General features: G+C 56.8%; 24 protein-coding genes. 18 read left to right on the top strand and 6 right to left on the bottom strand.

What is annotated here, in order from left to right:
- Positions 1 to 275 precede the first annotated feature (275 nt).
- Complete coding sequence (gene acs / locus J3362_RS17560; protein ID WP_349521503.1) at positions 276 to 2225, top strand: acetate--CoA ligase; 1950 nt, start codon at positions 276 to 278, stop codon at positions 2223 to 2225.
- 44 nt (positions 2226 to 2269) lie between these two features.
- Complete coding sequence (locus J3362_RS17555) at positions 2270 to 2935, top strand: response regulator transcription factor (protein WP_008176124.1); 666 nt, start codon at positions 2270 to 2272, stop codon at positions 2933 to 2935.
- 74 nt (positions 2936 to 3009) lie between these two features.
- Here the strand turns inward: J3362_RS17555 and J3362_RS17550 are convergent, their stop codons facing one another.
- A complete protein-coding gene (locus J3362_RS17550) occupies positions 3010 to 3993 on the bottom strand; it encodes a D-2-hydroxyacid dehydrogenase (protein ID WP_349521501.1) in 984 nt (327 codons plus the stop codon).
- 239 nt (positions 3994 to 4232) lie between these two features.
- On the opposite strand from J3362_RS17550, the gene J3362_RS17545 reads away from it, so the two are divergent.
- Genes J3362_RS17545 through J3362_RS17535 form a run of 3 tightly spaced genes read left to right on the top strand, consistent with a single transcriptional unit; the run spans position 4233 to position 6225 of the window.
- Positions 4233 to 5459: a pyridoxal phosphate-dependent aminotransferase gene (locus J3362_RS17545; RefSeq protein WP_349521499.1), complete on the top strand. Its 1227-nt coding sequence runs from the start codon at positions 4233 to 4235 to the stop codon at positions 5457 to 5459.
- A gap of 9 nt (positions 5460 to 5468) precedes the next feature.
- Positions 5469 to 5660, top strand: coding sequence for a CPXCG motif-containing cysteine-rich protein (locus J3362_RS17540; RefSeq protein WP_008176119.1), 192 nt, complete (start codon positions 5469 to 5471; stop codon positions 5658 to 5660).
- On the top strand, positions 5653 to 6225 hold the full coding sequence (locus J3362_RS17535) for a YceB family lipoprotein (protein ID WP_349521498.1): 573 nt from the start codon (positions 5653 to 5655) through the stop codon (positions 6223 to 6225). Before J3362_RS17540 ends, J3362_RS17535 begins: the two co-directional genes overlap by 8 nt.
- Positions 6226 to 6232: 7 nt before the next feature.
- On the opposite strand, the gene J3362_RS17530 is transcribed toward J3362_RS17535, so the two are convergent.
- On the bottom strand, positions 6233 to 7387 hold the full coding sequence (locus J3362_RS17530) for an isocitrate/isopropylmalate dehydrogenase family protein (RefSeq protein WP_349521497.1): 1155 nt from the start codon (positions 7385 to 7387) through the stop codon (positions 6233 to 6235).
- Positions 7388 to 7579: 192 nt separating this feature from the next.
- On the opposite strand from J3362_RS17530, the gene J3362_RS17525 reads away from it, so the two are divergent.
- Positions 7580 to 8350: an EAL domain-containing protein gene (locus J3362_RS17525; protein WP_349521495.1), complete on the top strand. Its 771-nt coding sequence runs from the start codon at positions 7580 to 7582 to the stop codon at positions 8348 to 8350.
- A 29-nt stretch (positions 8351 to 8379) separates the two neighbouring features.
- Positions 8380 to 8736, top strand: a complete 357-nt coding sequence (locus J3362_RS17520; RefSeq protein WP_349521494.1) for a hypothetical protein — start codon at positions 8380 to 8382, stop codon at positions 8734 to 8736.
- Positions 8737 to 8739: 3 nt separating this feature from the next.
- Here the strand turns inward: J3362_RS17520 and J3362_RS17515 are convergent, their stop codons facing one another.
- Positions 8740 to 9633: a LysR family transcriptional regulator gene (locus J3362_RS17515; protein WP_349521492.1), complete on the bottom strand. Its 894-nt coding sequence runs from the start codon at positions 9631 to 9633 to the stop codon at positions 8740 to 8742.
- A gap of 153 nt (positions 9634 to 9786) precedes the next feature.
- Between J3362_RS17515 and J3362_RS17510 the strand changes: the two genes are divergently transcribed.
- From J3362_RS17510 to J3362_RS17490, 5 genes are all read left to right on the top strand, one after another.
- Positions 9787 to 10998 (top strand): acyl-CoA dehydrogenase family protein, encoded by a 1212-nt coding sequence (locus tag J3362_RS17510; RefSeq protein ID WP_349521490.1) that lies wholly within the window; start codon positions 9787 to 9789, stop codon positions 10996 to 10998.
- Between the two features lie 172 nt (positions 10999 to 11170).
- Positions 11171 to 11989: an SDR family oxidoreductase gene (locus J3362_RS17505; protein ID WP_349521489.1), complete on the top strand. Its 819-nt coding sequence runs from the start codon at positions 11171 to 11173 to the stop codon at positions 11987 to 11989.
- A gap of 51 nt (positions 11990 to 12040) precedes the next feature.
- Positions 12041 to 13105: a phosphotransferase family protein gene (locus tag J3362_RS17500; RefSeq protein ID WP_008176102.1), complete on the top strand. Its 1065-nt coding sequence runs from the start codon at positions 12041 to 12043 to the stop codon at positions 13103 to 13105.
- Positions 13105 to 13794 (top strand): histidine phosphatase family protein, encoded by a 690-nt coding sequence (locus J3362_RS17495; protein WP_349521487.1) that lies wholly within the window; start codon positions 13105 to 13107, stop codon positions 13792 to 13794. Before J3362_RS17500 ends, J3362_RS17495 begins: the two co-directional genes overlap by 1 nt.
- Positions 13795 to 13811: 17 nt before the next feature.
- Positions 13812 to 14582 (top strand): SDR family oxidoreductase, encoded by a 771-nt coding sequence (locus J3362_RS17490; protein ID WP_349521485.1) that lies wholly within the window; start codon positions 13812 to 13814, stop codon positions 14580 to 14582.
- A 61-nt stretch (positions 14583 to 14643) separates the two neighbouring features.
- Here the strand turns inward: J3362_RS17490 and J3362_RS17485 are convergent, their stop codons facing one another.
- Positions 14644 to 15522, bottom strand: a complete 879-nt coding sequence (locus J3362_RS17485; RefSeq protein ID WP_349521484.1) for a DUF6279 family lipoprotein — start codon at positions 15520 to 15522, stop codon at positions 14644 to 14646.
- A gap of 144 nt (positions 15523 to 15666) precedes the next feature.
- On the opposite strand from J3362_RS17485, the gene J3362_RS17480 reads away from it, so the two are divergent.
- Both J3362_RS17480 and J3362_RS17475 read left to right on the top strand, forming a co-directional pair.
- Positions 15667 to 15906 (top strand): DUF2798 domain-containing protein, encoded by a 240-nt coding sequence (locus J3362_RS17480; protein ID WP_041645013.1) that lies wholly within the window; start codon positions 15667 to 15669, stop codon positions 15904 to 15906.
- A gap of 154 nt (positions 15907 to 16060) precedes the next feature.
- The gene (locus J3362_RS17475; protein WP_349521482.1) at positions 16061 to 17476 is read left to right on the top strand and encodes a DUF4397 domain-containing protein; all 1416 of its coding nucleotides are present in this window, start codon (positions 16061 to 16063) and stop codon (positions 17474 to 17476) included.
- Between the two features lie 48 nt (positions 17477 to 17524).
- Here J3362_RS17475 and dacB read toward each other — a convergent pair whose 3' ends face one another.
- Positions 17525 to 19081, bottom strand: coding sequence for a D-alanyl-D-alanine carboxypeptidase/D-alanyl-D-alanine endopeptidase (gene dacB / locus J3362_RS17470; protein ID WP_349521480.1), 1557 nt, complete (start codon positions 19079 to 19081; stop codon positions 17525 to 17527).
- Between the two features lie 329 nt (positions 19082 to 19410).
- Between dacB and J3362_RS17465 the strand changes: the two genes are divergently transcribed.
- The 4 genes from J3362_RS17465 (at position 19411) to J3362_RS17450 (ending at position 22489) form a co-directional block, all read left to right on the top strand.
- A complete protein-coding gene (locus J3362_RS17465) occupies positions 19411 to 19884 on the top strand; it encodes a sterol desaturase family protein (protein WP_349521478.1) in 474 nt (157 codons plus the stop codon).
- Positions 19885 to 19916: 32 nt separating this feature from the next.
- Positions 19917 to 20687, top strand: coding sequence for a glutathione S-transferase N-terminal domain-containing protein (locus J3362_RS17460; RefSeq protein WP_349521477.1), 771 nt, complete (start codon positions 19917 to 19919; stop codon positions 20685 to 20687).
- A gap of 192 nt (positions 20688 to 20879) precedes the next feature.
- On the top strand, positions 20880 to 21815 hold the full coding sequence (locus J3362_RS17455; RefSeq protein WP_349521476.1) for an aldo/keto reductase: 936 nt from the start codon (positions 20880 to 20882) through the stop codon (positions 21813 to 21815).
- The gene (locus J3362_RS17450) at positions 21812 to 22489 is read left to right on the top strand and encodes a DUF6064 family protein (protein ID WP_349521475.1); all 678 of its coding nucleotides are present in this window, start codon (positions 21812 to 21814) and stop codon (positions 22487 to 22489) included. The genes J3362_RS17455 and J3362_RS17450 overlap by 4 nt, the downstream gene beginning before the upstream one ends.
- On the opposite strand, the gene dkgB is transcribed toward J3362_RS17450, so the two are convergent.
- Positions 22458 to 23267, bottom strand: coding sequence for a 2,5-didehydrogluconate reductase DkgB (dkgB, locus tag J3362_RS17445; protein WP_349521474.1), 810 nt, complete (start codon positions 23265 to 23267; stop codon positions 22458 to 22460). The two genes, J3362_RS17450 and dkgB, sit on opposite strands and share 32 nt — an antisense overlap.
- Between the last annotated feature and the right edge of the window lie 93 nt (positions 23268 to 23360).

Below are 23360 nucleotides of genomic sequence, written 5' to 3'. Positions count from 1 at the left end.
TTTTTGCCCGGCCGTCCCTCTTCCCGGTTTGCCATCGGCTCCAACCGAACTATCCTTAAGAAAGCTTCTCGTTCGGTGCAATTTACCGTTGTTTTCTTGCAGGTTACCGACCTTTTTTGGCTAAAAGTTCAGGCGGATTAGGACGTTAGTCTAATTCATTGTGTGGTGGCTAGCATGGTGAACTACCACTATCCGTCTACTGGGCCGGAGAGGCCTCAACGTCTGAATTCCAAAAACCGACAATGACAACAGACTCTGACTAAAGGGGGAGCACAATGACTGGTAAACAGGTATATCCGGTAAGCCCGGAGGTGGCCAAGCAGGCCCTTCTGAACCGGGAACAGTATGAAAAAATGTATCGTCAGTCAGTTGAAGACCCGGATACTTTCTGGGGTGAGCACGGCAAGCGCCTTGAGTGGATCAAACCTTACACCAAGGTCAAAAACACGAGCTACGATTACAACAACCTGTCCATCAAGTGGTTCGAAGATGGACAGCTGAACGCCTCTGCCAACTGCCTCGACCGTCATCTGGATAAGCGTGGCGACCAGACAGCCATCATTTTTGAAGGCGATGATCCTGCCGATTCCCGCAATGTCACTTATCGCGAACTGCACGAGGAAACCAGTAAGTTCGCCAACGTCCTGAAAGGTCTGGGCGTTAAGAAGGGGGATGTTGTAACGATCTACATGCCGATGATTGTTGAGACAGCCGTCGCCATGCTGGCCTGCGCACGTATCGGCGCGATCCACTCCGTGGTGTTCGGCGGTTTTTCTCCGGAAGCGCTTGGCGCGCGGATCGTGAACGGCAAATCCCGCTTCGTAGTCACCGCTGATGAAGGCGTTCGTGGCGGCCGCAAGATTCCGCTTAAGAAGAACGTGGACGCGGCCCTGAAGAATGAAGATACCGCAAATGTCGAGAAGGTGGTGGTTGTTACCCGGACCGGCAATTCCGAAGTACCCTGGAATGACGCCCGCGACGAGCGTTATGAAGACCTGATGAAGTCTGCCTCTGCCGATTGCCCGCCAGAGCCCATGAACGCTGAAGATCCGCTGTTCATGCTGTACACCTCAGGCTCCACCGGCGCGCCCAAGGGTGTGCTGCATACAACCGGCGGCTACATGGTCTACACATCCATGACCCACGAGTACGTCTTCGATTACCACGATGGCGATGTCTACTGGTGTACTGCCGATTTCGGCTGGGTCACCGGCCATAGCTACATCCTGTATGGCCCGCTGGCCAATGGTGCCGTTACGGTTCTGTTCGAGGGCGTGCCCAACTACCCGGACAGCTCTCGCATGGGGCAGGTTGTCGACAAGCACAAGGTCAACATCCTTTACACCGCCCCGACTGCGATTCGGGCCCTGATGGCGGAAGGCGAGTCCTGCATGAACGGCACCACCCGCGAAAGCCTGAAATTGCTGGGTTCCGTGGGCGAACCGATCAACCCGGAAGCCTGGGAGTGGTACCACCGTGTCATCGGTAACAGCAAGTGCCCGATTGTTGACACCTGGTGGCAGACCGAGACCGGGGGCATCCTGATTTCTCCGCTGCCTGGCGCCATTGATCTGAAGCCGGGTTCAGCCACCGTTCCGTTCTTCGGCGTTCAGCCAGCGCTGGTGGATAACGATGGCAACATCCTCGAGGGCAAGACCGAGGGTAACCTGGTTATCCTGGACAGCTGGCCCGGCCAGATGCGGACGATCTTTGGTGATCACGAGCGCTTTGCACAGACCTACTTCAGTACCTACAAAGGCATGTACTTTACCGGCGACGGCGCCCGTCGCGATGAAGACGGGTACTACTGGATCACAGGTCGTGTCGACGACGTTCTGAACGTGTCAGGCCACCGCCTGGGTACCGCCGAAGTCGAAAGCGCTCTGGTCTCTCATGAGAAGGTCGCAGAAGCTGCGGTTGTTGGCTATCCGCATGACATCAAGGGGCAGGGCATTTATGTCTACGTAACGCTGGTGCATGGCGAGGAACCTTCTGACGAGTTGAAGAAAGAGCTGGTCCAGTGGGTGCGCAAGGAGATTGGCCCCATCGCCTCTCCAGATGTGATCCAATGGGCGCCTGGACTGCCTAAAACGCGTTCTGGCAAGATTATGCGGCGTATTTTGCGTAAGATTGCCGCTAACGAGCACGACCAGTTGGGTGATACCTCTACGCTGGCAGATCCGGGTGTAGTTGATGACCTGATCACCGGTCGTGCGAACCAGTAACGCCTGTGTGTTACCAGGCCATGTACCTGTAAGGAATCTGTTGAATGGCACAAACAATTATCGTCGCTGATGATCACCCGCTGTTTCGCGCAGCATTGAAGCAGGCGGTCAGTCAGGCGGTGCCCGATGCCGAGACGGTGGAAGTCGACAGCATCAAGGCACTGCAGGCGGCGGTAGAGTCGCACCCGGATGCGGATCTGGTTCTGCTGGATCTCAATATGCCTGGTGCCCACGGCTTCTCGGGGCTCGTCTTTATGCGAGGCCAGTACCCGGGGCTGCCGGTGGTGGTTGTGTCAGGATCCGAGGAATTGCAGGTAATGCGTCGTTCGATTGACTACGGCGCCTCCGGTTTCATACCGAAATCGGCGCCGCTGCCTACCATTACCGAGGCGATTCAGGCGGTCCTGGAAGGTGACGTCTGGTTGCCGCAGGGAGTGGCCGACAAGATCGAGCGAATGCATTCAGATGCCACCGACTTTTCCGAGAAGCTGGCATCGCTGACGCCTCAACAGTTCCGGGTGCTGGGTATGCTGGCCGAGGGACTTCTGAACAAACAGATCGCCTATGATCTGGATGTGTCGGAGGCCACCATCAAGGCCCATATCACGGCGGTTTTCCGAAAGCTTGGCGTGCGTAACCGGACCCAAGCTGTGATTGCCATCCAGCAGATGGAGATTGATCCGTCGGATCAGTCCTTGTCTGGTAGCTGATTGATTTTATGGTTCAAACATAAAACGGGAGCCTTTCGGCTCCCGTTTTGTTTTTGGATGAGTGATAGATACGGTTATTTGCTGCCCGCGTACCCCAATTCCTTGTCGACCAAATTGAAAAGCTCGTCACCCTTGTGCCAGCGGTCGAAGTTGTCCAGGAACTGGTCCGTTAGTGCCCGCTTCCAGCCTATGAAATCCCCCGCCATGTGGGCGGTCATGGTCACGTTTTCCATGTCCCAGAGCGGGTGATCCTCTGCCAGCGGCTCCTCTTCGAAGACATCCAGACCAGCGCCGGCAATCTCACCATTTTCGAGGGCCGCGATCAGATCAGCGGTTTTGACGATTGGGCCGCGGCCAATATTGATCAGGCGGGCGGACTTTTTCATGGCCTTAAAGGCTTTTTCGTCAAACAGGCCTTCGGTCTGGGGTGTCAGTGGCGCCGCAATCACCACAAAGTCCGCATGCCCAAGCTGCTCGTAAAGATCGTCATTGCCGTGCACCGCCACAAAATCCGGGTCTTCCTTCCTGGGCTTGCGGGCGATGCCATGTGCTTTTAAACCGGCGGCGCCGACCAGGCGGCCGATCTGCCGGCCGATAGAACCTGCGCCGACAACCAGAACCTGCTTGCCCTCTGCCCGCTCCGTATCCCGATGCTTCCACTGGTGCTTCATCTGCAGCCGGATGGAATTCGGGAAATCCTTGGCGAACATGAGGATGGTGCACAGCACGTATTCGGCAATGGTACGGTCGAAAATGCCGCGGGCGTTGGTAACGGTCACATCATCCCTGATCAGATCCGGGAACATCAGGGCGTCGACGCCGGCACTGGTGGCGTGGATCCATTTCAGCTTGTCTGCGGTGTGCCAGGCGGCCGCGAGGGCCTCTGTGCGAAAGTCCGTCACCATCATGATATCGGTGCCCGGCAGGGTATCGCGGAGGGTTGGCTCGTCACAGGCAAAGCGCACATCGGCGCGGGCCCTGACTGCGTCCATTCCCGGCGGTTCCTGCTCTCCCGGCGCGGTGAGAACGGTAACAACAGGTTTGCTGTGCTGAGTCATTGAGCCTCCGCCTTTTTGATGAATGACTTCGTTGAACTGGTCGTTGCCCCGAGGGGTAATAACAGTCTGGTCGGCAGGCTCTGTCGGGTCAACTTGCGGGGCACCGGAATTTCCACTCACAGCGTTGATGGCGGTACTTTCACGTACATCATCTATATGATTTTTTGTCTTGTAGAGGCCATCCATACTGACTAACCTGCAGGGGTAGATCTTATTTGCCCCGTTCGCAGGAGGTGTTTATGGCAGAAGCCGCCAACAAAGAAACTGGTCAGGAAAAACCGCATAGAGTGAAGTACCGGAAAACCAAGGCCAGTTGGAACCCTGCCATGCAGGCGATCCCGGTACCGGGTATTCGTCGCATGGTGAATATGGCGGCCACCATGAAGGATGTTATTCATCTTTCCATCGGTCAGCCGGACCTGCCGACGCCGAAGCACGTCATCGATGCCTACATCGATGCGCTCAACGCGGGGCAGACCGGCTATACCATGGATGCCGGCCTGCCTGAATTGCTGGTAGCCCTGCGAGACTACTACGGCAAGCGCTACAACCGAAAACTGACCCGGGACAATATCCTTATTACCAGCGGCGCCACAGAGGCCATGTACCTGGCTATTTCCGCCACCTCTGCGCCCGGGCGGCAGTTTATCGTGACGGACCCGTCGTTTTTGCTTTATGCGCCCCTGATTCGTATGAACGGTGGTGAAGTAAAGTTCGTGCAGACCCGGGCAGAGAATAACCACCAGCTGGATCCGGATGAGGTCATCAAGGCCATGGGGCCCAGGACTTATGCGCTGATCCTGAACAATCCCAACAACCCGACCGGTGCGGTTTACCCGCGTAACACCGTGGAGACCATCCTGGAGGAATGTGCCTATCGGGGAATTCAGGTGTATGCCGATGAAGTCTACGACCACCTGATCTTTGATGACGAAGACTTCGCCAGCGTGCTGAACTGCTCGATGGATCTGGACAACATCATGTGCATCAGCAGTTTTTCAAAAACCTACAGCATGGCGGGTCTGCGGGTTGGCTGGGTGATTGCCAGTCAGGCGGCCATCAAATCTCTGCGTCGCTTCCACATGTTCACCACCTCCGTGGCTAACACGCCGTCCCAGTTTGCCGGCGTCGCAGCACTGACCGGTGACCAGCAGTGCGTTCGCGATATGGTAGATATCTACCGTGAGCGCCGGGACAAGGTGGTCGAGCTGGTCGATCAGACCCCCTACATGACCGGCTACAAGCCTGGCGGTGCCTTCTTTGCTTTCCCGGACCTTCCACCTCACGTCGATGGCTCGGATCTGGCTCTGCGAATGCTGAAGGAAACCGGCGTCTGCATGGTGCCCGGTGACGCCTTTGGCGAGGGGTGCACCAACGCCGTCCGGATCAGTTTCTCCACTACCTGCGAGAAGCTGGAAGAGGCGTTCGATCGCGTCATCCCCTGGATGGCCAAGCAACAGTTCTGAGGTGATGCCATGTCCGCCCTGGATTCGGTACTGATTCAGTGCCCGTACTGCTGGGAAACGCTGGATGTCAGCGTTGACCCGTCGGTACCGGAACAGGAGTATGTCGAGGATTGCCAGGTCTGCTGCAGGCCCATCTTGATACACGTGGTTTTTGACGACACTCTTACGCCTCATGTCGAGGCCAGGGCCGAAAATGAATAGAACGCCAATTTACGCCCTCCGGGCGCTTCTCGCCCTGCTGCTGGTGCTTGCCAGTGGTTGTGCCAGTCTGTCGCCCTATTCCATCTCCGAAGGCGAGCTGGAACGGCACCTTCAGGATGTGGTTCGCGAGTTCGATCGCAATCAGCTGAATAGTAGATCGCCGTTGAGCCTGAGTCTTGATGACGCCGACATTACCCTTGGGCCCGATGGTCGCGATGTGGCAGTGATTGATGTGCGGGGTCAGGTGGCGCTGAATGCGCTGATGGCAAAGCTGCCCGTAGATATTGCGTTGAAAGTCGAAGGGGCGCCGGTTTACGACAGCACCGAGAAAGCCATCTTCATACGGCGGTTGCAGCTTCTTGAAAGCAGTATTGACTCTCCGTTTTTCAAAGGGGATCTGAAGCCTGTAACCGATACGGTCATGCGGCTGGTTGCCCAGATGCTGGAGACCATGCCGGTTTACCGGCTGGACGAAACCGACTTCGCCCAGCGTATGTTCGGTATGATGCCTGTAGATGTGCGGGTGGCGCCTGGCCGGCTCGAATTTGTCATGGCCGACCAATAACCCTGATCTATTGAGACAGCCGTTCGCAGATCGCAGAGCCGATTTCGTGGGTGCCTCGTCGGCTGCCTGAGTTTTCGGCAAGGTCTGCGGCTACTGCATCGAACAGCTCCTTGCCAGCTGCGGCAATGGCAGGGTCCTTGCGGCCCAGCCACTCGAGCATGCGAGCGGCGGTAAAGAGCATGGCGGTGGGGTCAGCCAGGCCCTGGCCGGCAATGTCCGGCGCGCTGCCATGGGTGGGTTCGAACATAGACGGCATATCCGGATCCGTCGGGTTCAGGTTGCAGGAGGGCGCTACCCCCATGCCTCCTGACAGAACCGCAGCCAGGTCCGTCAGGATGTCACCCTGCAGATTGCTGGCCACTACCACATCAAATGCCCACGGACTCTGCACGAATTTCATGCACGCTGCGTCTACCAGCTCATGGTGTGTGGCGACATCCGGGTACTCTTTGCTGATTTGGTCAAAGGCCTCGGTGTACATATCGCCCCAGTAACGCAAGGCATTGCGTTTGGTCACCAGGCAGACCTGGCTTTCGCAACTTCGGCCATCCAGTGTTCGGAATGTCCGTGTCCGGCCCTCTTTTACCCGATCTGCTGCGCGGTTGCGGGCCTGTTCAAAGCCGTAACGGATGATCCGGTCTGTTGCCTTGCGTGTGAAAACCTCCATCTGGGTTGCTACTTCGTCTGGCGTACCCTTGCGCAAGCGACCGCCCTGACTGACGTACTCACCCTCGGAGTTTTCCCGAATCACCAGCATGTCAATGTCTTTGGCGCGCTCATCTGCCAGGTATTGGCGGGCCCCCGGCAGAAGTCGTGCCGGGCGCTCGCAAACCCATTGGTCGAAGCCTTTTCGCATGTCCAGCAGTGGCGCGAGGGAGATGCTGTCCGGTAACAGGTAGCGATCCGGATCGTCCATGGGGCCCGGGTCACCGAGGGCGCCCAACAGAATGGCATCGTACTTCTGCAACTGCTCCAGGGCATCAGCCGGCATGGATTCTCCGTGCTCCTCATGCCAGGCATGGGAGGGCCAGGGGAATCTTGTCCACTCAAGGTCCAGGCCGTGCTTGGCGCGCAGGGTCTCCAGACACCGCACAGCCTCGGCCACCACTTCGGGGCCTATGCCATCGCCTGGGGTTACTGCGATACGGGTAGATTTGGCCATTCGGGGAACTCCTTTTGAGGGCAGACACGTATAATTGACAAACCCCAGTTTAGTCAGGTGAACAGGGGATGCCACCGTTTAACAGGCTTTAACCGGAAAGTTGTTTTACGAGGATTTGGTTCAAGGCTATAGTGGCTTGTAAATACGTCTTATTGACACAGAAAACCGCCAGAAATGAAGTCAGGAGTTGAAGTGAACCAACCCGCCGTACTGTTTGATGAGTCCCATTGTGAGCAATGTGCCTGCGGAGCGGGGTTGGATTTTTCCTTTACCTTCGCATTCCAACCGATTGTCGATGTTCTGAACAAGTCTGTTTACGCCTATGAGGCCCTTGTGCGGGGCACCGAAGGTGAGGGTGCCATGAGTGTTCTCTCCAGGGTGAATGAGCAGAACCGGTATGCTTTCGATCAGGTCTGTCGCGTAAAAGCCGTCAAGCTTGCTGCAAAACTCAAAATGGACACAATGCTGAGCATTAATTTCATGCCCAACGCGGTCTATCGGGCCGAGTACTGTATTCGTACCACTCTCGCTGCAGCCAAGACCTATAATTTTGATACCCGCAAGATCATCTTTGAGCTGACTGAGGACGAGCAACTGACCTCAACTTCAGTGGACCATCTGGTATCGATTACTGAGGCGTATCAGGAAATGGGATTCAGCACCGCTATTGATGATTTTGGTGCCGGATTTTCCCGCTACAACATTATGATGGCCAGCCCACCCAACCTCCTTAAACTGGATATGGCTCTGGTTCGTAACATTCACGAGGAACCAAACAAGCAGGCAGTGGTGGCGGGAATTATCACGATGATGAAACAGCTCGGCGGTAAGATTATTGCCGAGGGTATTGAAACCCGGGAAGAATATTTCTGGTTGCGGTCCCAGGGTATCAGTCTTTACCAGGGCTACCTGTTTGCCAAGCCAGGGTTCGAGTGCCTCCCGGAGCCCGAGTTTCCGGCATAAACTGCCTTTGAACTGACAGGAACGACACCTTGCTATACCGAATGATCACCATTGTCGGCGGACTGGTTTTTGTCATCATCCTGTTCGCCCTGATCTGGTTTTTCTGCAAGAAATTTCTCGAGCACCACGGTGTCACCGACCAGGTCAAAGACCGGGCCATGGTTCTGGCTACCTGGACTTTTGCCGGAATCAGCGTCGGACTGGTCTTTGCGGTGGTCGGTGCATTTGTCCTGGGCCCCTGGGCTTTCTACCGAACCCTGAGGGGGCACGATGTGGAGATATCCGATGGCGCGGCCGTTTGGTGGGGGCTTGGCATCGTAGTGGCCTCCCTGGGGATTACGGCTATCGGCTTTTTCGGTTTCCTGATGGTGGTCGGCGCCTACTGAGGCTTAACTGATTGCCTTTAACTGCTCCCGGAACCAGATCAGCGCCGGCTCCCGTTCGTAAGCCTTGTGCCAATACAGGTGCACGTCGATAGACGGCAGGTTCGCCGGCGGATCCATAATCCGGATGTTTGCCCGCTCGGCGATAATCCTGGCGTACGCTTCCGGCATGGTCAGCAGCAGGTCGGTATCTTCCACCACTCTGCAGGCAGCATAGTAATGCTGGCACCTCAAGCGGATACTCCGTTGTACCCCCAGCCGCGATAGCTCAAAGTCCTCGATCCCGGGTCCTTCGGCTCGTGAGGATACCAGCACGTGTTTTGCGGACAGGTACCCTTCCATATCCAGCGACTCTGTTGCCAGCGGGTGCCCCTCTCGGGCCAGAACCACCAGACGGTCGCGCCTCAGGAGTTCGTGGGACGTCTGGTTACTCACGGGCAACAGCACATCCACGGCAAAGTCCAGTTTCCCGGCCGCCAGTTGCGTCTCCATGTCGCGCCTCGCGATCCGCTGGCTGACAATTTCCAGTTCTGGATAGGCGTCCAGGCGCGCCATCAGGTGGGGCAGGAAGGTGGATTCCAGAATGTCACGTAGCCCGAGCGAATAGGTTTTACGCTGGGTGGCCGGATCAAAGGCATGAAACTGGTTTACCGCGCCCTGGATCTGGGTGAGACCCGGCCGCATGGACTCGAGGAACCGTCGGGCCAACGGGGTTGGCACCATCTGATTGCCCTGACGGGTAAAGAGTGGGTCATCAAAATGGTCCCGGAGCCTGGACAGGGAGTGGCTCACCGCAGGCTGTGTCAGGTGCAGAGCCCTGGCCGCACGGGTCAGGCTTCCTTCCCGGTAGATGGTGTCGAATACGTGCAACAGGTTCAGGTCCAGGCGGTTGAGGGCCATGAGCGGGATCCGTTTCTGGAGAATTGGAATAAGTTTGGTTAATAATAAACGATAAGAATAATTCAGTCGCGTAATAGTTAAGTCATCCCTAGACTGGTCTCAACGTGATTATTCCGTGCACGCCAACGTGCAAAAGTCAGCGAGGATACGGCGATGGATTTCAATATTTCCGAGAAAGGCCAGGATTATCTCAACCGCGTGAAGCAGTTCATGAAGGATGAGATCTTTCCCATTGAAGAGCAGTACCACAAGGAGCTTGCCTCACTGGATAACCGCTGGGTTGTGCTGCCAATCATCCGGGAGCTGAAGGAAAAGGCCAAGGCCCAGGGTCTCTGGAACATGTTCTTCCCGGACGAGAAATATGGCTGCGGCTTGCTGAACTCGGACTATGCCCTGATTGCCGAGGAAACCGGCCGCAGCTTCATTGCCCCAGAGATTTTCAACTGCAACGCGCCAGACACCGGCAATATGGAAGTATTGATCCACTACGGCTCTGAAGAGCAGAAAGCCGAGTGGTTGCCGCGGCTGCTGAGCGGCGAGATCCGCTCCGCCTTCTGTATGACCGAGCCGGCGGTTGCCTCTTCCGATGCCACCAACATGGAAGCCACGGCGGTGGTCGAGGGCGACGAAGTAGTCCTGAACGGGCGCAAGTGGTGGAGCACCGGGATCGGCCATCCGGATTGCAAGGTCGCGATCTTCATGGGGCTGACCGACCCGGATGCCCATAAACATCGCCGACATTCCATGGTGCTGGTGCCGCTGGACACGCCTGGCGTCAAGATCGAGCGTATGCTGCCGGTGTTCGGTGAATATGATGAGCCCTATGGCCATGGCGAGGTGCTTTTCGACAACGTGCGTTTGCCCAAGAGCGCATTCATTGCCGGTCCGGGTCGGGGCTTCGAGATTGCCCAGGGCCGTCTTGGGCCGGGCCGAGTGCACCACTGTATGCGGGCGATCGGTGCGGCAGAGCACACGCTGGAGATTCTGATCAAGCGGGCAACGACTCGCGAGGCCTTCGGGCGGCCGATCGCCAAGCTGGGCGGCAATCCGGATATCATTGCCAATGCCCGCATGGCTATTGAGCAGGCCCGTCTGCTCACGCTGAAATGCGCCTGGGCACTGGATACCAAGGGCATCATGGGGGCGCTTCAGGAGGTCTCCATGATCAAGGCGGTGATTCCATCCATGTTGCAAACCATTGTGGATCAGGCCATTCAGATTCACGGTGGTGCCGGGGTCAGTGATGACGACTTCCCGCTGACACAGCTGTTTGCCTATGCCCGTGTTTTACGCCTGGCGGATGGCCCGGATGAGGTGCATCGGGCTATGGTGGCCCGTCTTGAATTGCGAAAGTACAAGAACTGATAGCTCGGTGGCGGAGCCGGCGGGGCTGGCCTTCTGAAACACGCTGTGAATACGTCCATGTACGCTTGGCTACGCCATCCATGGCTCCGCACAGTTTCAGAAGGCCAGCCCCGCCCACTCTCGTATACCTGTGAGTTAGGCTGACTAAAAATTCAATACAACGGGAATCACCATGACACAAAGAGTATTCATCACGGGCGGCGCAAGCGGACTTGGCCGTGCCATAGCACTGCGTTATGCCAAAGAAGGCGCCAAAGTTTGCATCGGCGACATTAACCCGGAGCAGGGGGTTGGCGTCGAGAAAGAGATTAATGCCGCCGGAGGGGAAGGCTATTTCGTTGAGTGCGACGTTCGCCGGCTGACGGATTTCGAGAAAGTCCGCGATGACCTGGTCAAGAAATGGGGTGGCGTCGATGTGGTGGTGAACAACGCGGGCGTTGCTTCAGCAGGTTCCATCGAAGACACCACTATGGCCGACTGGGAGTGGATCCTGGACATCAACGTGCTGGGTGTGGTTCGCGGCTGTAAGGCGTTTACGCCGCAGTTCAAGCAGCAGGGCTCCGGGGCATTCGTGAATGTGGCCTCCATGGCCGGGCTGATGCTGGCGCCGTTGATGGATAGCTACAATGTGACCAAGGCCGGGGTGATTGCCTTGTCTGAAACCCTGAGCCAGGAGCTTCGGGATGCTGGTATTCATGTGAGCTGTGTATGCCCGGCATTTTTCCAGACCAATCTGACCAGCAGCATGCGTTCAGATATTCCCGGCATTCAGCAGAATGTGAACAAGCTGATGAAGCGCTCCACGGTAACCGCCGAGGATGTGGCCGAGGATATTTTCCGGTCGGTGAGCAACAAGAGCTTCTGGGTACTGCCCCACGCCAAGGAGCGCCGGATGTGGATGCTCAAGCGCCATGCGCCCAAGGCCTTTGACTGGCTGATGCATCAGGAAAGCAAGCGCTGGATGAGCAAGATGGGTGGCAGCAAGGCCTGAGGGCGCGGTTTTTAACTGTCTTAAACTGAAGATTCAAAAGGAGAGTCCTGAATGACCCAGATCGACGAGGCCGTGGACATCCGGGAAGGCGAGGAACTGGACACTGGCGCCGTAGACCGGTTCATGAAAGAGGCGATCCCGGATCTGCAAGGCGAGCCAGAGATTCGTCAATACCCGGGTGGCGCCTCAAACCTGACCTATCAGGTGGATTACGGCGACCGGTCCTACGTCTTGCGCCGGCCGCCGTTTGGCAAGATTGCCAAGTCTGCCCACGACATGCTGCGTGAGGCGAAGGTCATGCGGGCGCTCAAACCGGTTTATCCCTACGTACCCAACATCATTGCCATTTGCGATGATCACGACGTGCTGGGTTGCGATTTCTATGTGATGGAACGGTTGAAGGGCATTATCCTGCGTCAGGACTTTCCCAAGGATTTCGAGCTCAGTGAAGCCGATACCCGCAAGCTTTGCCTGAACGTGATCGATAAACTGGTGGATCTTCACCGTGTGGATGCCAAGGCAGCAGGCCTGGACAAGCTGGGCAAGGGCGAGGGCTACGTTCAGCGCCAGATTGGCGGTTGGAGTGACCGTTTCCGCAAGGCCCGCACCGACGATGTGGGTGACTTTGAGCAGGTAATGAGCTGGCTCAATGACAAGATGCCGGACGACATTGCCCAGGTGGTGATCCACAACGATTTCCGCTTCGACAACGTGGTGCTGAACCCGGACAACCCGTTCGAGGTCATTGGCGTACTAGACTGGGAGATGGCCACCATCGGTGATCCGCTGATGGATCTTGGCAACAGCCTGGCCTACTGGATTGAGGCGGACGACGAAGGCCCTTTCCAGATGCTGCGCCGCCAGCCGACCCATCGCCCGGGCATGCTTACCCGCAAGGAAGTGGTGGCATATTACATGGAGCAGTCCGGCTTCAAGGTCGACAACTTCGACTTCTATGAGATCTACGGCCTGTTCCGGTTGGCAGTGATCATCCAGCAGATCTATTACCGTTTTTACCATGGCCAGACCAAGGACAAGCGTTTCGCCGCCTTTGGCCATGCCGCTAATTATCTCGAGAAGCGCTGCCAGCGGTTGATTGCGGAGAGCTCCCTGTAATGGCGACGATTTATCTGGTTCGTCACGGCCAGGCCAGTTTCGGGAAAGAAAACTACGATCAACTGTCTCCCACGGGCTGGGAGCAGGGCAGGGTGCTTGGCCGCTGGCTGGCGGGCAAAGTGGAACCGGCAGCGGTTTTCGGAGGCGATCTGGAACGCCACCGGGAAACCGTTGAAGCCATCGCCACCGGGTACGGATCCAAACTGCCCGATATGCAGGTGGTTCCCGGCTTCAACGAGTTTGATCACACAACTGTGGTGGCCCGGTACCGCCCGGAGTGGAGTGACCGCGCGGTGATGGCGCGGGACCTCAAGGCGTTTCCCAAACCGGCCAAAGCGTTCCAGGAGGCCTTTGTTCACGCGGTGCATCGCTGGGCCTCGGGCGAGTTTGACCACGAGTACGAGGAAAGCTGGCCAGACTTCAAGGCCCGCGTTCTGGCGGCCTTCGAGGAAATGATTGACTACGCCGATGGCGGCGACGTGCTGGTGGCGACCTCCGGCGGCCCGATCTCGGTTATTGCCCAGCATCTGCTAGGACTGGACGACGTCAAAGCCCTCGGTCTGAACGAGGTGATCGCCAATACCAGTGTTTCAAGGGTCCTTTACTCGGGCCCGAAGCGCACCCTGGCCGTTTTTAACAACTACAGCCACCTGGAAGCGGATGATCCCGCCCTGGTGACATTCCGATAGTGAATCGAGGTGAACGAATGAGCAGCAAGAACCTGTTTGATCTGACTGGCAAGGTTGCCCTGATTACCGGTGCTAGCCGCGGCATCGGCGAGAGCATTGCCCGGACCCTGGCCGATTATGGCGCCCACGTGATTGTCAGTAGTCGCAAGATTGACGGTTGCGAAGCGGTTGCCAGCAGCATCCGGGATGCCGGCGGCAGTGCTGAGGCTCACGCCTGCCATATTGGTGATATGGATCAGATTGAGAGTATCTGGGGGCATATTGAGCAGACCCACGGCAAGCTGGACATTCTGGTGAACAACGCCGCTGCCAACCCTTACTTCGGACCGATTGAGGACACAGACCTGGGGGCGTTCAACAAGACCGTGGATGTGAACATCCGTGGTTATTTCTTCATGTGCGCCCGCGGCGCCCAGATGATGAAGAAAGCCGGTGGCGGCTCCATTGTGAACGTGGCTTCCGTGAACGGCGTCAATCCGGGGCACTATCAAGGCATTTACTCGGTCACCAAGGCCGCCGTAATCTCCATGACCAAGTCCTTTGCCATGGAGCTGGGTCAGCAGAAAATCCGCGTGAACGCGCTGCTGCCAGGGCTGACCGATACCAAGTTTGCCAGCGCCCTGACCACCAACGAAGCCATCAAGAAGCAGGCCATGGCCCATATCCCCATGAAGCGGGTGGCCGATCCGGGCGAGATGGCGGGTACGGTGCTGTATCTGGTTTCAGATGCTTCCAGCTACACCACGGGCGCCTGCATCAATGCCGACGGTGGCTACCTGACAGTCTGAGTAATCGTTGGGGTCGGATGACCGCTTTGATCCGACCCCGCCTTCACTACGTCCGAGCCTATCAGGCCGGCGAACAGGTCAGTGTCTCGAAGTCATCGTTCAGCTCCACCGCCCGATCCTGGAGTTGGGCCAGTGTTTCTCTGTCACCTGCCATAATCAGGTCGTGCATCAGGGACGACATGGCAGCCCGACTTTCTGCCATCATGACTTTATAGGCCTCACCACGCACCTCTTCGGAATTCAGAATCAGGTATTCCAGCTCCGCCTCGAACGTCGGCGCGTTTCTTTTTTCCAGCAGTTCCAGCAAGGCCAGTTGCCAGTTCCTTCGACCCTGCAGCCAGATCTCAGTCTGCTCGCCCCGATTGGCGGACCATTGCCGCACGATGTCGCGCTGCTCGCTGTTCAGGTCCCCCAGCCATCGCTCAACCCGCTCCGCGGTTCTCTCTGCACGTGCTTCGGCTGTCGCCTCCGGGGAGTCGGCCAGGAATTCGTCTTCCATTTCCCGCTGACTTTGCGCCATGTTGTTCGCCAACTCCTGCACCTGTTCATCGCTCAGGCTTGAGAGAAGGTTTACCGCGACAGGCGTTGCCTTTTCCAGAAGACTCGGGAAGAAACTGAAAAGCTGTTGTTGATGGTAGTCGACGGTGGCCTTGTCGGGTGGGTTGCTGGAAACATCAGACTCGAGTTCATCCAGCCAGGCCTGGTAGCGGGGCAATTCAGCACTGCAATGCCATTGCCGCAATTGATCAATGTCGCTGTTGAGCTGCTGTTTCTGGTCGGCCGTCAGTGTCACGTAGTCTTCTACCCACCACACGATGCCCCAGTCCGCGTATCGATAAGCCATCTTGGTCGAGCTGCAGCCAACCAGTCCAAGGACCAGTACCAGAATGAGAACAAACGGTTTGAAAAAGCCGGGTGTCCAGTCTTTGGCAGTATCCATGGCGCACCTGTCTTGGTAAAAAGGCTTATCGAAAAAAGATTGCAAGCTCACTATCATTTCATTTTTGAGTGATATCAGTGTACGACATATCACGCCTTTCAGATGCTGCTCCGGGGAACCCTGGAGCATTGTTCAGGAGAAGTCATGAGCAAAATGAGACTTTCACGTCTACGCCAGCTGATCTTTGGCTTTTACATGTCCGGAATTATGTCGCTGCTGATGTCCGGGGTGATCACCTTCATCAACACGGGTATCGACGGCGAATTCCATTACCGGTGGGGGCCGGCTTTTCTCGTTGCCTGGGCCGTTGCTTTTCCTCTCGTGACCTTCATCGCGCCGCTTGCCGGGAAGATGACTGAGTTCACCATGCGCAGGTTTGATTAATTGCGTACATCCGTAAGCTTAAATGTCAAAAGATGCAAATCCGTTCTTTCTGACTCCCCGTAAATGCATTGACGCATGATTCATGGACGGAAATTGTGCAGGTTCGAACCACTCAAATCCTGGTAAACAACCTCAAAAGTGGGGAGTTTGAAAAATGAAGACAAAATATGCTTTACCGATGGTTTTGGCGGGTAGCGTTGTGCTATCCGGGTGTTGGCTTGATGACGATGATGATCCAGCAACAACCAGTGTTCGGGTCCTGCATGCGTCCTCTGATGCACCTGCGGTGAATGTACGGGTGAACGGTGATGTTGTCGTTCCAGGTGCTGATTATAAGCAGGCTGCCGTCCTCACTCCGGGTGCCGGTCTTGCCGATATCGCGGTTGATGGATTGCTGCCCGGCGGTGCTACCGCGACTGTAATTTCCGCTGACGGCGTATCGCTGCGTGCGGATACCAACTATGACGTGATCGCAGTTGGCAAAGTTGGTGACGAGACCATTGAGCCGCTGATCTTGACGGATGATGGTGCTCGTGATGATGCCAACAGTGCGCGCCTGAGGGTTGCGCATTTGTCGCCTGATGCTCAGACAGCTGCAGGCGGTCCAGTGGATGTATATGTGACTGCGTCCGGTGATCCGCTTCCTGCCGAAGCTACCTTTAGCTTCTCCTTCAAGGAAAGTGTAGGTCCACTGGAGCTTCCCGCTTCAGACGATTACCAGATTCGGGTTACCCCTGCGGGTTCCAGTACCGTTGTTTACGACAGTGGCCAAATTGGCTTGCCAGCCGGGTCTGATCTTCTGGTCGGCGCCGTTGACAACACGGGTGCAAACGGCGATGCAAGTCCAATCAGTCTGGTCGTACTGAATGGCAGTGAAGTTGCGGAGATTTTCGACGCAGGTCAGGACGCAGGAGTACGCGTTGTGCATGCCTCTTCTGATGCACCTAACGTAGATGTTTTTGTTGGTGAAACAGGTCCGGCGGCATTGTCCGATATCCCGTTCGGCAGTGTTTCTCCGTTTGCCTTCCTTGATGGTTATGCTGCTTTGCCGGCCGGGGATACCCGGGTTCGGGTAGCGGCTGCTGGAACCGGCCTAGGTGGCGGACAGGTTGTCATTGATGAGACATTGCCCCTTGCCAACGGCCAGGGTTATAGCGTTCTTGCGGTCGGTCAGTTGGCGAACATCGAGGCGCTTGTCGCAGAGGATACGGTGCGCAGCATTGCTACCCAAGCCTCCCTGAGAATCGTTCATGCTTCAACTGCGGCCGGCAATGTAGACATCTATCTGGTTCCCGGCACTCAGAACGGTATCGGTAACTCAGACCCGGCGTTGTCCGACGTTCCCTTCAAAGCGGTAACTGACTATCTTCCGATAGCCGAGGGCACGTATAACGTCTACATTGCACCGACAGGAACGGGCACACCGGCAATCACCGCCGAAGGTGTTGAGCTTAATGCAGGTGGAGTCTACACGGTAGTTGCACGGGATGCGGATCCAGCTAATGCAGATCCGGCATTGCAAGCGCTAGGGCTGATCTTGTTCGATGATTTCGTTGGGCAGCCTCAGTAAGGCACACTGTTAAATCTTTGAAAAAGCCCCGGCCACGGCCGGGGCTTTTTATTGAATGCTAGTCTCAGAAGTGCCGGAAGCCGCATGTGAAATAGCGGTCCCGGTCGGCGGCCTGAAGTGCAGCGAATACAGAATGCGGTCCAGCACTGCCTGGCCATTCCAGGCAGGATCGTTATTGACCATCCCGACCACGGCCCAGGTGGTGTTATTGGAATCGCGGGTGAATCCGGCGATCGATCTCACATTTTCCAGGTAACCGGTCTTGATGCGACCCTCGCCATCCATGCCGGTGTTGCGCAGGCGGCGTGCCATGGTTCCATCCATTGCGATAATGGGCATTGAGGCCATCAGGTCTGCGGAGTAGGCGCTGTTCCAGGCATGCTCCAGAATCTGAGCGCCCTGGCGCGCGGTGATTCGCCCGTGTCGGGTGAGGCCAGCGCCGTTGTCGATCACCATGCCGGCGGTATTGATGCCCTTGTTTTCAAGCCAGTCGTAGATCACCCGTATACCGGCAACCCGGTCATCGCTTTCATCTTCCTGGCGGTTTTCCGCACCAATGGTGAGGAGCAGTTGGCGCGCCATCACGTTGCTGCTCCACTTGTTGATGTCCCTCACCATGGTAACCAGGTCCGGCGAGGTGGTTTTCATCACCAGTCGGGCATCCTCAGGCGTCACGCCATTCAGGTCCCCACCTGACACCACGACGCCAAGGTCTGCCAGCAAGGAGCGAATCAACGAGGCGCTGTACTGCTCATGGGACAGCAATGAAAGATAGGTAGTGGTTCGGCAGCCCTGGGGAAGTTTACCGGTTACCCGAACGGTCACCCGGTGGTCTTCGTGAATGATGGGCTCCCATTCAAAGTTTCTTCGTGATGGGCACGGGCCTTCTGCAGTGGCAACCACACGGTTGTCGATCACAACTTCGCCCAGGGAGGGCGTGCTCCAGGCCTGGGTGCCACGCTCATCGGCACGCACCTGGAAATGCATCAGGTTCAGGTTGGTCAGATAGGCGGACGGTTCCACCAGAAACGGCGCGTGGGGGTTGTCGCCGTTGTCTTCAAACGCAGGAAAACCACCGTCTACCTGAAAGTAGGAACCATCAAGGATCAGGTCTCCCTCGATTCTGGTAATTCCCATGCTGCGAAGCTCACCCAGTGTGGTCCAGAGGCGTTCAATAGTGAGCTTGGGATCGCCTCCGAAGCGGACGTAGAGATTACCCTTGAGAGTGTCGCCGACCATGACACCGTCGGTCAGGAAATCGGTATCCCAATGGTGGTTGGGCCCGAGAACCTCCAGCGCCGCAAAGGTTGTCACCAGCTTCATGATGGAACCGGGGCTCATCAGCGCATCGGCATTGATGTACTGATTAATGCCGGGACCATTCAACGGAATGGCGGCCATGCTCATGGCATCTTCATTGTGGAGGGACTTGAGCGCGTAATCCTGAAGTTGGTTCGTCCAGAGGCGATTTCCCGAGAAACCGGAATTATCGTCTTCGGCGACCACAACGGACGGGGTGGTAATCACGGCAAGGGCCGTGAGGGATGCCAAAAGAGACCGTCTGAATCCAGAACCTGTTTTTTCTCTACTTTCAGAACGCCGCATACCCGGGGCTACCATGATCGCTATCCAGTGAGTTCCTATAGTCCAACAATAGCCCATCCTGCCGGTTTGTACTATGCAGAAAAGCTCTACATGACGTTAAAAAATGGCAGTAGTGTCGTTGTTTGTATTGAACTTTTGTGACGCGATGTAAGTGCCCTTGCGAATCATGGAGTTAGGTGAATAAAAATTAACCTTCGGGTTGTCCATGACTTTGCTATCGGATTCATGGGTGCTTTTTCCGGCGTTTGAGTCATGGAATTCGCGGCCGAAAAGGCGTTTCCTGATGAATGTGTAACCAAGTGTTCCGAAAACAACAAAAGGAGGACACCATGATTGGTATTCCACTGGGTCTTTTGACCGCCAATGGCGTGGAATGGGTATTCCATAAACACGTTCTTCATGAGCTGGGCCGGAACCGGGCAAGTTTCTGGTCGTTTCACTGGCACGATCATCACCGAAATGTCCGGCGAAATGGCTTCCTGGATGACGACTATCGCAGACTGCCCCTGACCTGGAATGCCCAAACCAAGGAGGTGGCTGCCCTGGTTGCGGGGGCTGCAGCAGTCACTCCGCTGCTGCCATTCGCACCTTTTTTTGTGGGTACTCTCTATTACAGCGCCTGGAATTACTACCGGGTACATAAGCGCTCACATCTGGATCCGGATTGGGCGAGGGAGAACCTGCCATGGCACTATGATCACCATATGGGGCCGAACCCCAACGCCAACTGGTGCGTGACCAAGCCCTGGTTTGACCACATCATGGGTACCCGGGAGCCAATGGAAAATCGTCAGATTGCGTGATAATGGCGTGGTCTCCAACAAAAGGTTTGTTTATGTCGAATATGCTGTCTCATAACGTCCACGTGCTGGGCTCGGTCGCCACATCGTCGCTCACTGCCTGGCGCGGTTGCCTGGTGGTAAAAAATGTTCCCCAGCCGGAAAAGCCGATCGTGCTCTATGACATGGAGGGCTGTCCGTACTGCCGTCGCGTTCGTGAAGCCCTGACTGCCCTTAACCTGGATGTGGAAATCCGGCCCTGTCCGAAGGGCGGGTCGGTTTTCCGGGCCCAGGCGGAGGCGTTGGGAGGTCGTCAGCAGTTCCCGTTGCTGGCGGACCAGAATACGGGGACAGTTATGTACGAATCCGAAGAAATCATCGAGTACCTGTTCCAGCATTACACCGGTCGTCCGGTGCCATCATATTATCGTGGCCGGGTGTGGCAGCCGGTCCTGGGTTCGGTTGGATCTGTGACAAGCGCCATGCGGGGGCTGCGAGCCAGCCCGGGCAAGCGGCCGGAGGAGCCGTTGCACCTCTGGAGTTTCGAGGGCAGCCCGTTTTCACGCCTCGTGCGTGAGCGGCTGTGTGAGCTGGAAATTCCGTATACCTTGCACAACCTCGGGAAGGAGCACTGGACAGAGATCGGGCCAGCGAAGCAGCGCATCAAGCCGGGGCCTTATACGCCGATTCCCGGTGGCAAGCGGGATGCGTTTTTCCAGGTGCACAAGCGGGTTCAGGTGCCCTATCTTGAAGACCCCAATACCGGGGAAGGCCTGTTCGAGTCTGCCCGTATTCTGAAATATCTTGATGCCCACTACGGGAACTGAGTTGTTGGTAAGACTGTCAGCCATGTAGCTGCCGCCCGGGTGGGTCATCCCTTCTCCAGACACGCCGTAAATACTTCCATGTAGGCTCGGTCGGGCCATCCGTGGCCCTCCACGGTCTGGAGAAGGGATGACCTGCCCGCGCTGTTTGAGCATCGTGCTATTCGCACTGAAATTTCTGTCAGTGGGGGCGCTATGGCGAATCAGATTACTCGAAGGAAGTTCCTGATCAGTTCCGGCCTCGCCGGAATTGCTCTTAAAGCCCCGATGCTGTTCGCAAACACATCGGGAAGCACTGCATTATCTCCCATCATGCGCCGGATTCCCGGCACAGACGAATCCATCCCTGCAATCGGCATGGGCACCTGGATCACCTTCAACGTTGGTGGTGACGAACAATTAATCGCCCAGCGCACTGAGGTTCTGAAAAGCTTTTTCGAGCTCGGCGGCACGGTGGTCGATGGCTCGCCGATGTATGGCAGCGCTGCAGATGTAATGGGCGAGGCGCTGAACGCTCTGGACGGCCACGACCGGATTTTTGCAGCTACCAAGATCTGGACCGGCGATGAATCAGAAACCCGGGCGGAGGCGGCGCGTTCGAGCAGGCGTTGGGGTGTTGACCGGTTCGATTTGTTGCAGGTGCACAATCTGTTGGGCTGGCAGGGGCATCTTGAAACGCTCAAGCAGATGAAGTCTGAAGGTAAAGTTCGGTATATCGGCATCACCACGTCCCATGGTCGCCGGCATCGCGAATTCGCGCAGATTATGGAGCGGGAACCACTGGATTTCGTGCAGCTGACCTATAACGTCCTGGATCGCGAGGTTGAGGACCGGCTGCTGCCACTGGCCGAGGAGCGGGGAATCGGGGTAATCGTCAATCGTCCATTCCAGGGTGGTTCGCTGTTCCGTCGGTTTCAGTCGGAGCCACTGCCTGGTTGGGCCGGGGAGGTCGGCGTCAGCAACTGGGCGGAGTTCTTTCTCAAGTACATCATTTCCCATCCGGCGGTGACCTGTGCCATCCCGGCGACCAGCAAGGTTGAGCACATGAAGGAAAACATGGGCGCCATGTACGGTAAATTGCCCGATGCCGATCAGCGCCAGCGGATGGCGGATTACGTGAGGTCGCTGTGAGTGGGGCTGACTGGCTGAGCTACTCGCTGCAGGATTTCGTGATGTTCGGGCCGCAGGTTTTTCTGCGGCTGTTTGTTCGGATCAACCAGGATCTCTGGCCCTGGCAGTTGCTGGCGGTGATTATTGCCATTTTTATACCGGTGCTGATCCTGAGGCAAAACAAGGCGGCACTGCGTTTGGCAGTCGGGCTGATGGCGCTTGCCTGGGTCTTTAGTGGTTACGGGTTTCTGGTGGGCTATTTCGGCCCCATTAATTGGCCGGCGGCGTGGTTTGGTTGGGCCTTTGTGGCTCAGGGCGTGTTGCTTGCAGCTGCCGTATTTGCCGGCGGCATTGATAACAGCAGGCTTTCGGTCGGGGAATTTGCCGTACTCTGGCTGATCGCCGTGTGTGGATTGCCTTGGTTGGCGATAGCTGATTCCGGCCAGTGGCATGCGGTCGCGCTGTTTGGCGTAGCTCCCGGCACTACCGCAGCGGCCGGCGCGCTGGCCTTGGCACTCATGACCCGGACCTGGCGCTGGCTTTACTTGCCGCTGCTGGTGTTATGGAGTCTGTTCAGCGCAGCCATCTTATGGGTGCTTCAGACCTGGTGGTTGCTTATCACCCCGGTGGCTACGCTCTTGCTGGTTGGAGCCGGGTTCTGGCTCAGTCCCAGGCGGGCGCAAAGCCTGGATTAGCGATTCGCTCGTTGCGATCCAGCTCATCAATGGCGCGGATCTCGTCCTCGCTCAACTCAACCTCCAGCGCCTCCAGGTTAGCCTTCTGATGGCCAGGACGTGTTGAGGAGGGGATCGGCACAACGCCTCTCGACGCCACCCAGGCAATAGCTACCTGCGCCGGGGTCAGGTTTCTCTCACCGGCAATACGCTGCAGTGTCTCGTCCTCCATCACCTTGCCGACGGCCAGCGGCATGTAGCCGGTCACGGTAATGCCTAGCTTCTGGGCATGCTCCACAACCTTGCGGTTGGCGAGGAAGGGGTGCACTTCTACCTGATTGGTGAAAATGGGCGTGTCGCCCAGAATCTCTTTTGCCTCATCCATCTGGGCGCAGGTGAAGTTGGAAATGCCGATGTGCTCGGCCAGACCTTCGCGTTGGGCATCCCTCAGGGCGCCGAGATACTCTTTCATGGGCACTTCGTCATCGGGCGATGGCCAGTGAATGAGCGCCAGATCCACATGGTCGGTTTTCAGCCGCGCGAGACTGTCATGCAGGCTGTTGATCAGATCGCTGGCGTGCAGCTGATCATGCCAGATTTTGGTGGTAAGGAAGATTTCCCGGCGAGGAATCCCACTGGAGGTAATGCCATCGCCAACTTCCGCTTCGTTCCCGTACATCTGGGCGGTATCGATATGGCGGTAGCCCAGGGACAGGGCGCTCTTGACGGCATCACGGGCGTCGTTGCCCTTGAGCCGGAAGGTTCCCATGCCGATCTTCGGAAGTGCACTGAATGACATAATGTCCTCCTTAGCGAATGCTGTGTTCTTAGAGTGGTGCCGGCACACTGGTTCTTCAAGTGGCCGCCCGGTATCATCGCGCCTGAATCAATC

The sequence above is a fragment of the Marinobacter sp. NFXS11 genome, from assembly GCF_040148675.1.
Classification (GTDB): domain Bacteria; phylum Pseudomonadota; class Gammaproteobacteria; order Pseudomonadales; family Oleiphilaceae; genus Marinobacter.
Note: the sequence above shows the minus strand (reverse complement) of the source record. Positions and strands in the feature narration are given on the sequence as shown.

Excerpts from the sequence above, each read along its gene's own strand:
- J3362_RS17465 (WP_349521478.1), top strand. The coding sequence starts at position 19,411 with ATGATTGGTATTCCACTGGGTCTTTTGACCGCCAATGGCGTGGAATGG.
- J3362_RS17495 (WP_349521487.1), top strand. The coding sequence starts at position 13,105 with ATGGCGACGATTTATCTGGTTCGTCACGGCCAGGCCAGTTTCGGGAAA.
- dacB (WP_349521480.1), bottom strand. The coding sequence starts at position 19,081 with ATGCGGCGTTCTGAAAGTAGAGAAAAAACAGGTTCTGGATTCAGACGG.
- J3362_RS17475 (WP_349521482.1), top strand. The coding sequence starts at position 16,061 with ATGAAGACAAAATATGCTTTACCGATGGTTTTGGCGGGTAGCGTTGTG.
- J3362_RS17535 (WP_349521498.1), top strand. The coding sequence starts at position 5,653 with ATGAATAGAACGCCAATTTACGCCCTCCGGGCGCTTCTCGCCCTGCTG.
- J3362_RS17455 (WP_349521476.1), top strand. The coding sequence starts at position 20,880 with ATGGCGAATCAGATTACTCGAAGGAAGTTCCTGATCAGTTCCGGCCTC.
- J3362_RS17530 (WP_349521497.1), bottom strand. The coding sequence starts at position 7,387 with ATGGCCAAATCTACCCGTATCGCAGTAACCCCAGGCGATGGCATAGGC.
- J3362_RS17515 (WP_349521492.1), bottom strand. The coding sequence starts at position 9,633 with ATGGCCCTCAACCGCCTGGACCTGAACCTGTTGCACGTATTCGACACC.
- J3362_RS17500 (WP_008176102.1), top strand. The coding sequence starts at position 12,041 with ATGACCCAGATCGACGAGGCCGTGGACATCCGGGAAGGCGAGGAACTG.
- J3362_RS17490 (WP_349521485.1), top strand. The coding sequence starts at position 13,812 with ATGAGCAGCAAGAACCTGTTTGATCTGACTGGCAAGGTTGCCCTGATT.
- J3362_RS17555 (WP_008176124.1), top strand. The coding sequence starts at position 2,270 with ATGGCACAAACAATTATCGTCGCTGATGATCACCCGCTGTTTCGCGCA.
- J3362_RS17540 (WP_008176119.1), top strand. The coding sequence starts at position 5,469 with ATGTCCGCCCTGGATTCGGTACTGATTCAGTGCCCGTACTGCTGGGAA.
- J3362_RS17460 (WP_349521477.1), top strand. The coding sequence starts at position 19,917 with ATGTCGAATATGCTGTCTCATAACGTCCACGTGCTGGGCTCGGTCGCC.
- J3362_RS17485 (WP_349521484.1), bottom strand. The coding sequence starts at position 15,522 with ATGGATACTGCCAAAGACTGGACACCCGGCTTTTTCAAACCGTTTGTT.
- J3362_RS17550 (WP_349521501.1), bottom strand. The coding sequence starts at position 3,993 with ATGACTCAGCACAGCAAACCTGTTGTTACCGTTCTCACCGCGCCGGGA.
- J3362_RS17505 (WP_349521489.1), top strand. The coding sequence starts at position 11,171 with ATGACACAAAGAGTATTCATCACGGGCGGCGCAAGCGGACTTGGCCGT.
- J3362_RS17510 (WP_349521490.1), top strand. The coding sequence starts at position 9,787 with ATGGATTTCAATATTTCCGAGAAAGGCCAGGATTATCTCAACCGCGTG.
- J3362_RS17480 (WP_041645013.1), top strand. The coding sequence starts at position 15,667 with ATGAGCAAAATGAGACTTTCACGTCTACGCCAGCTGATCTTTGGCTTT.
- acs (WP_349521503.1), top strand. The coding sequence starts at position 276 with ATGACTGGTAAACAGGTATATCCGGTAAGCCCGGAGGTGGCCAAGCAG.
- dkgB (WP_349521474.1), bottom strand. The coding sequence starts at position 23,267 with ATGTCATTCAGTGCACTTCCGAAGATCGGCATGGGAACCTTCCGGCTC.
- J3362_RS17545 (WP_349521499.1), top strand. The coding sequence starts at position 4,233 with ATGGCAGAAGCCGCCAACAAAGAAACTGGTCAGGAAAAACCGCATAGA.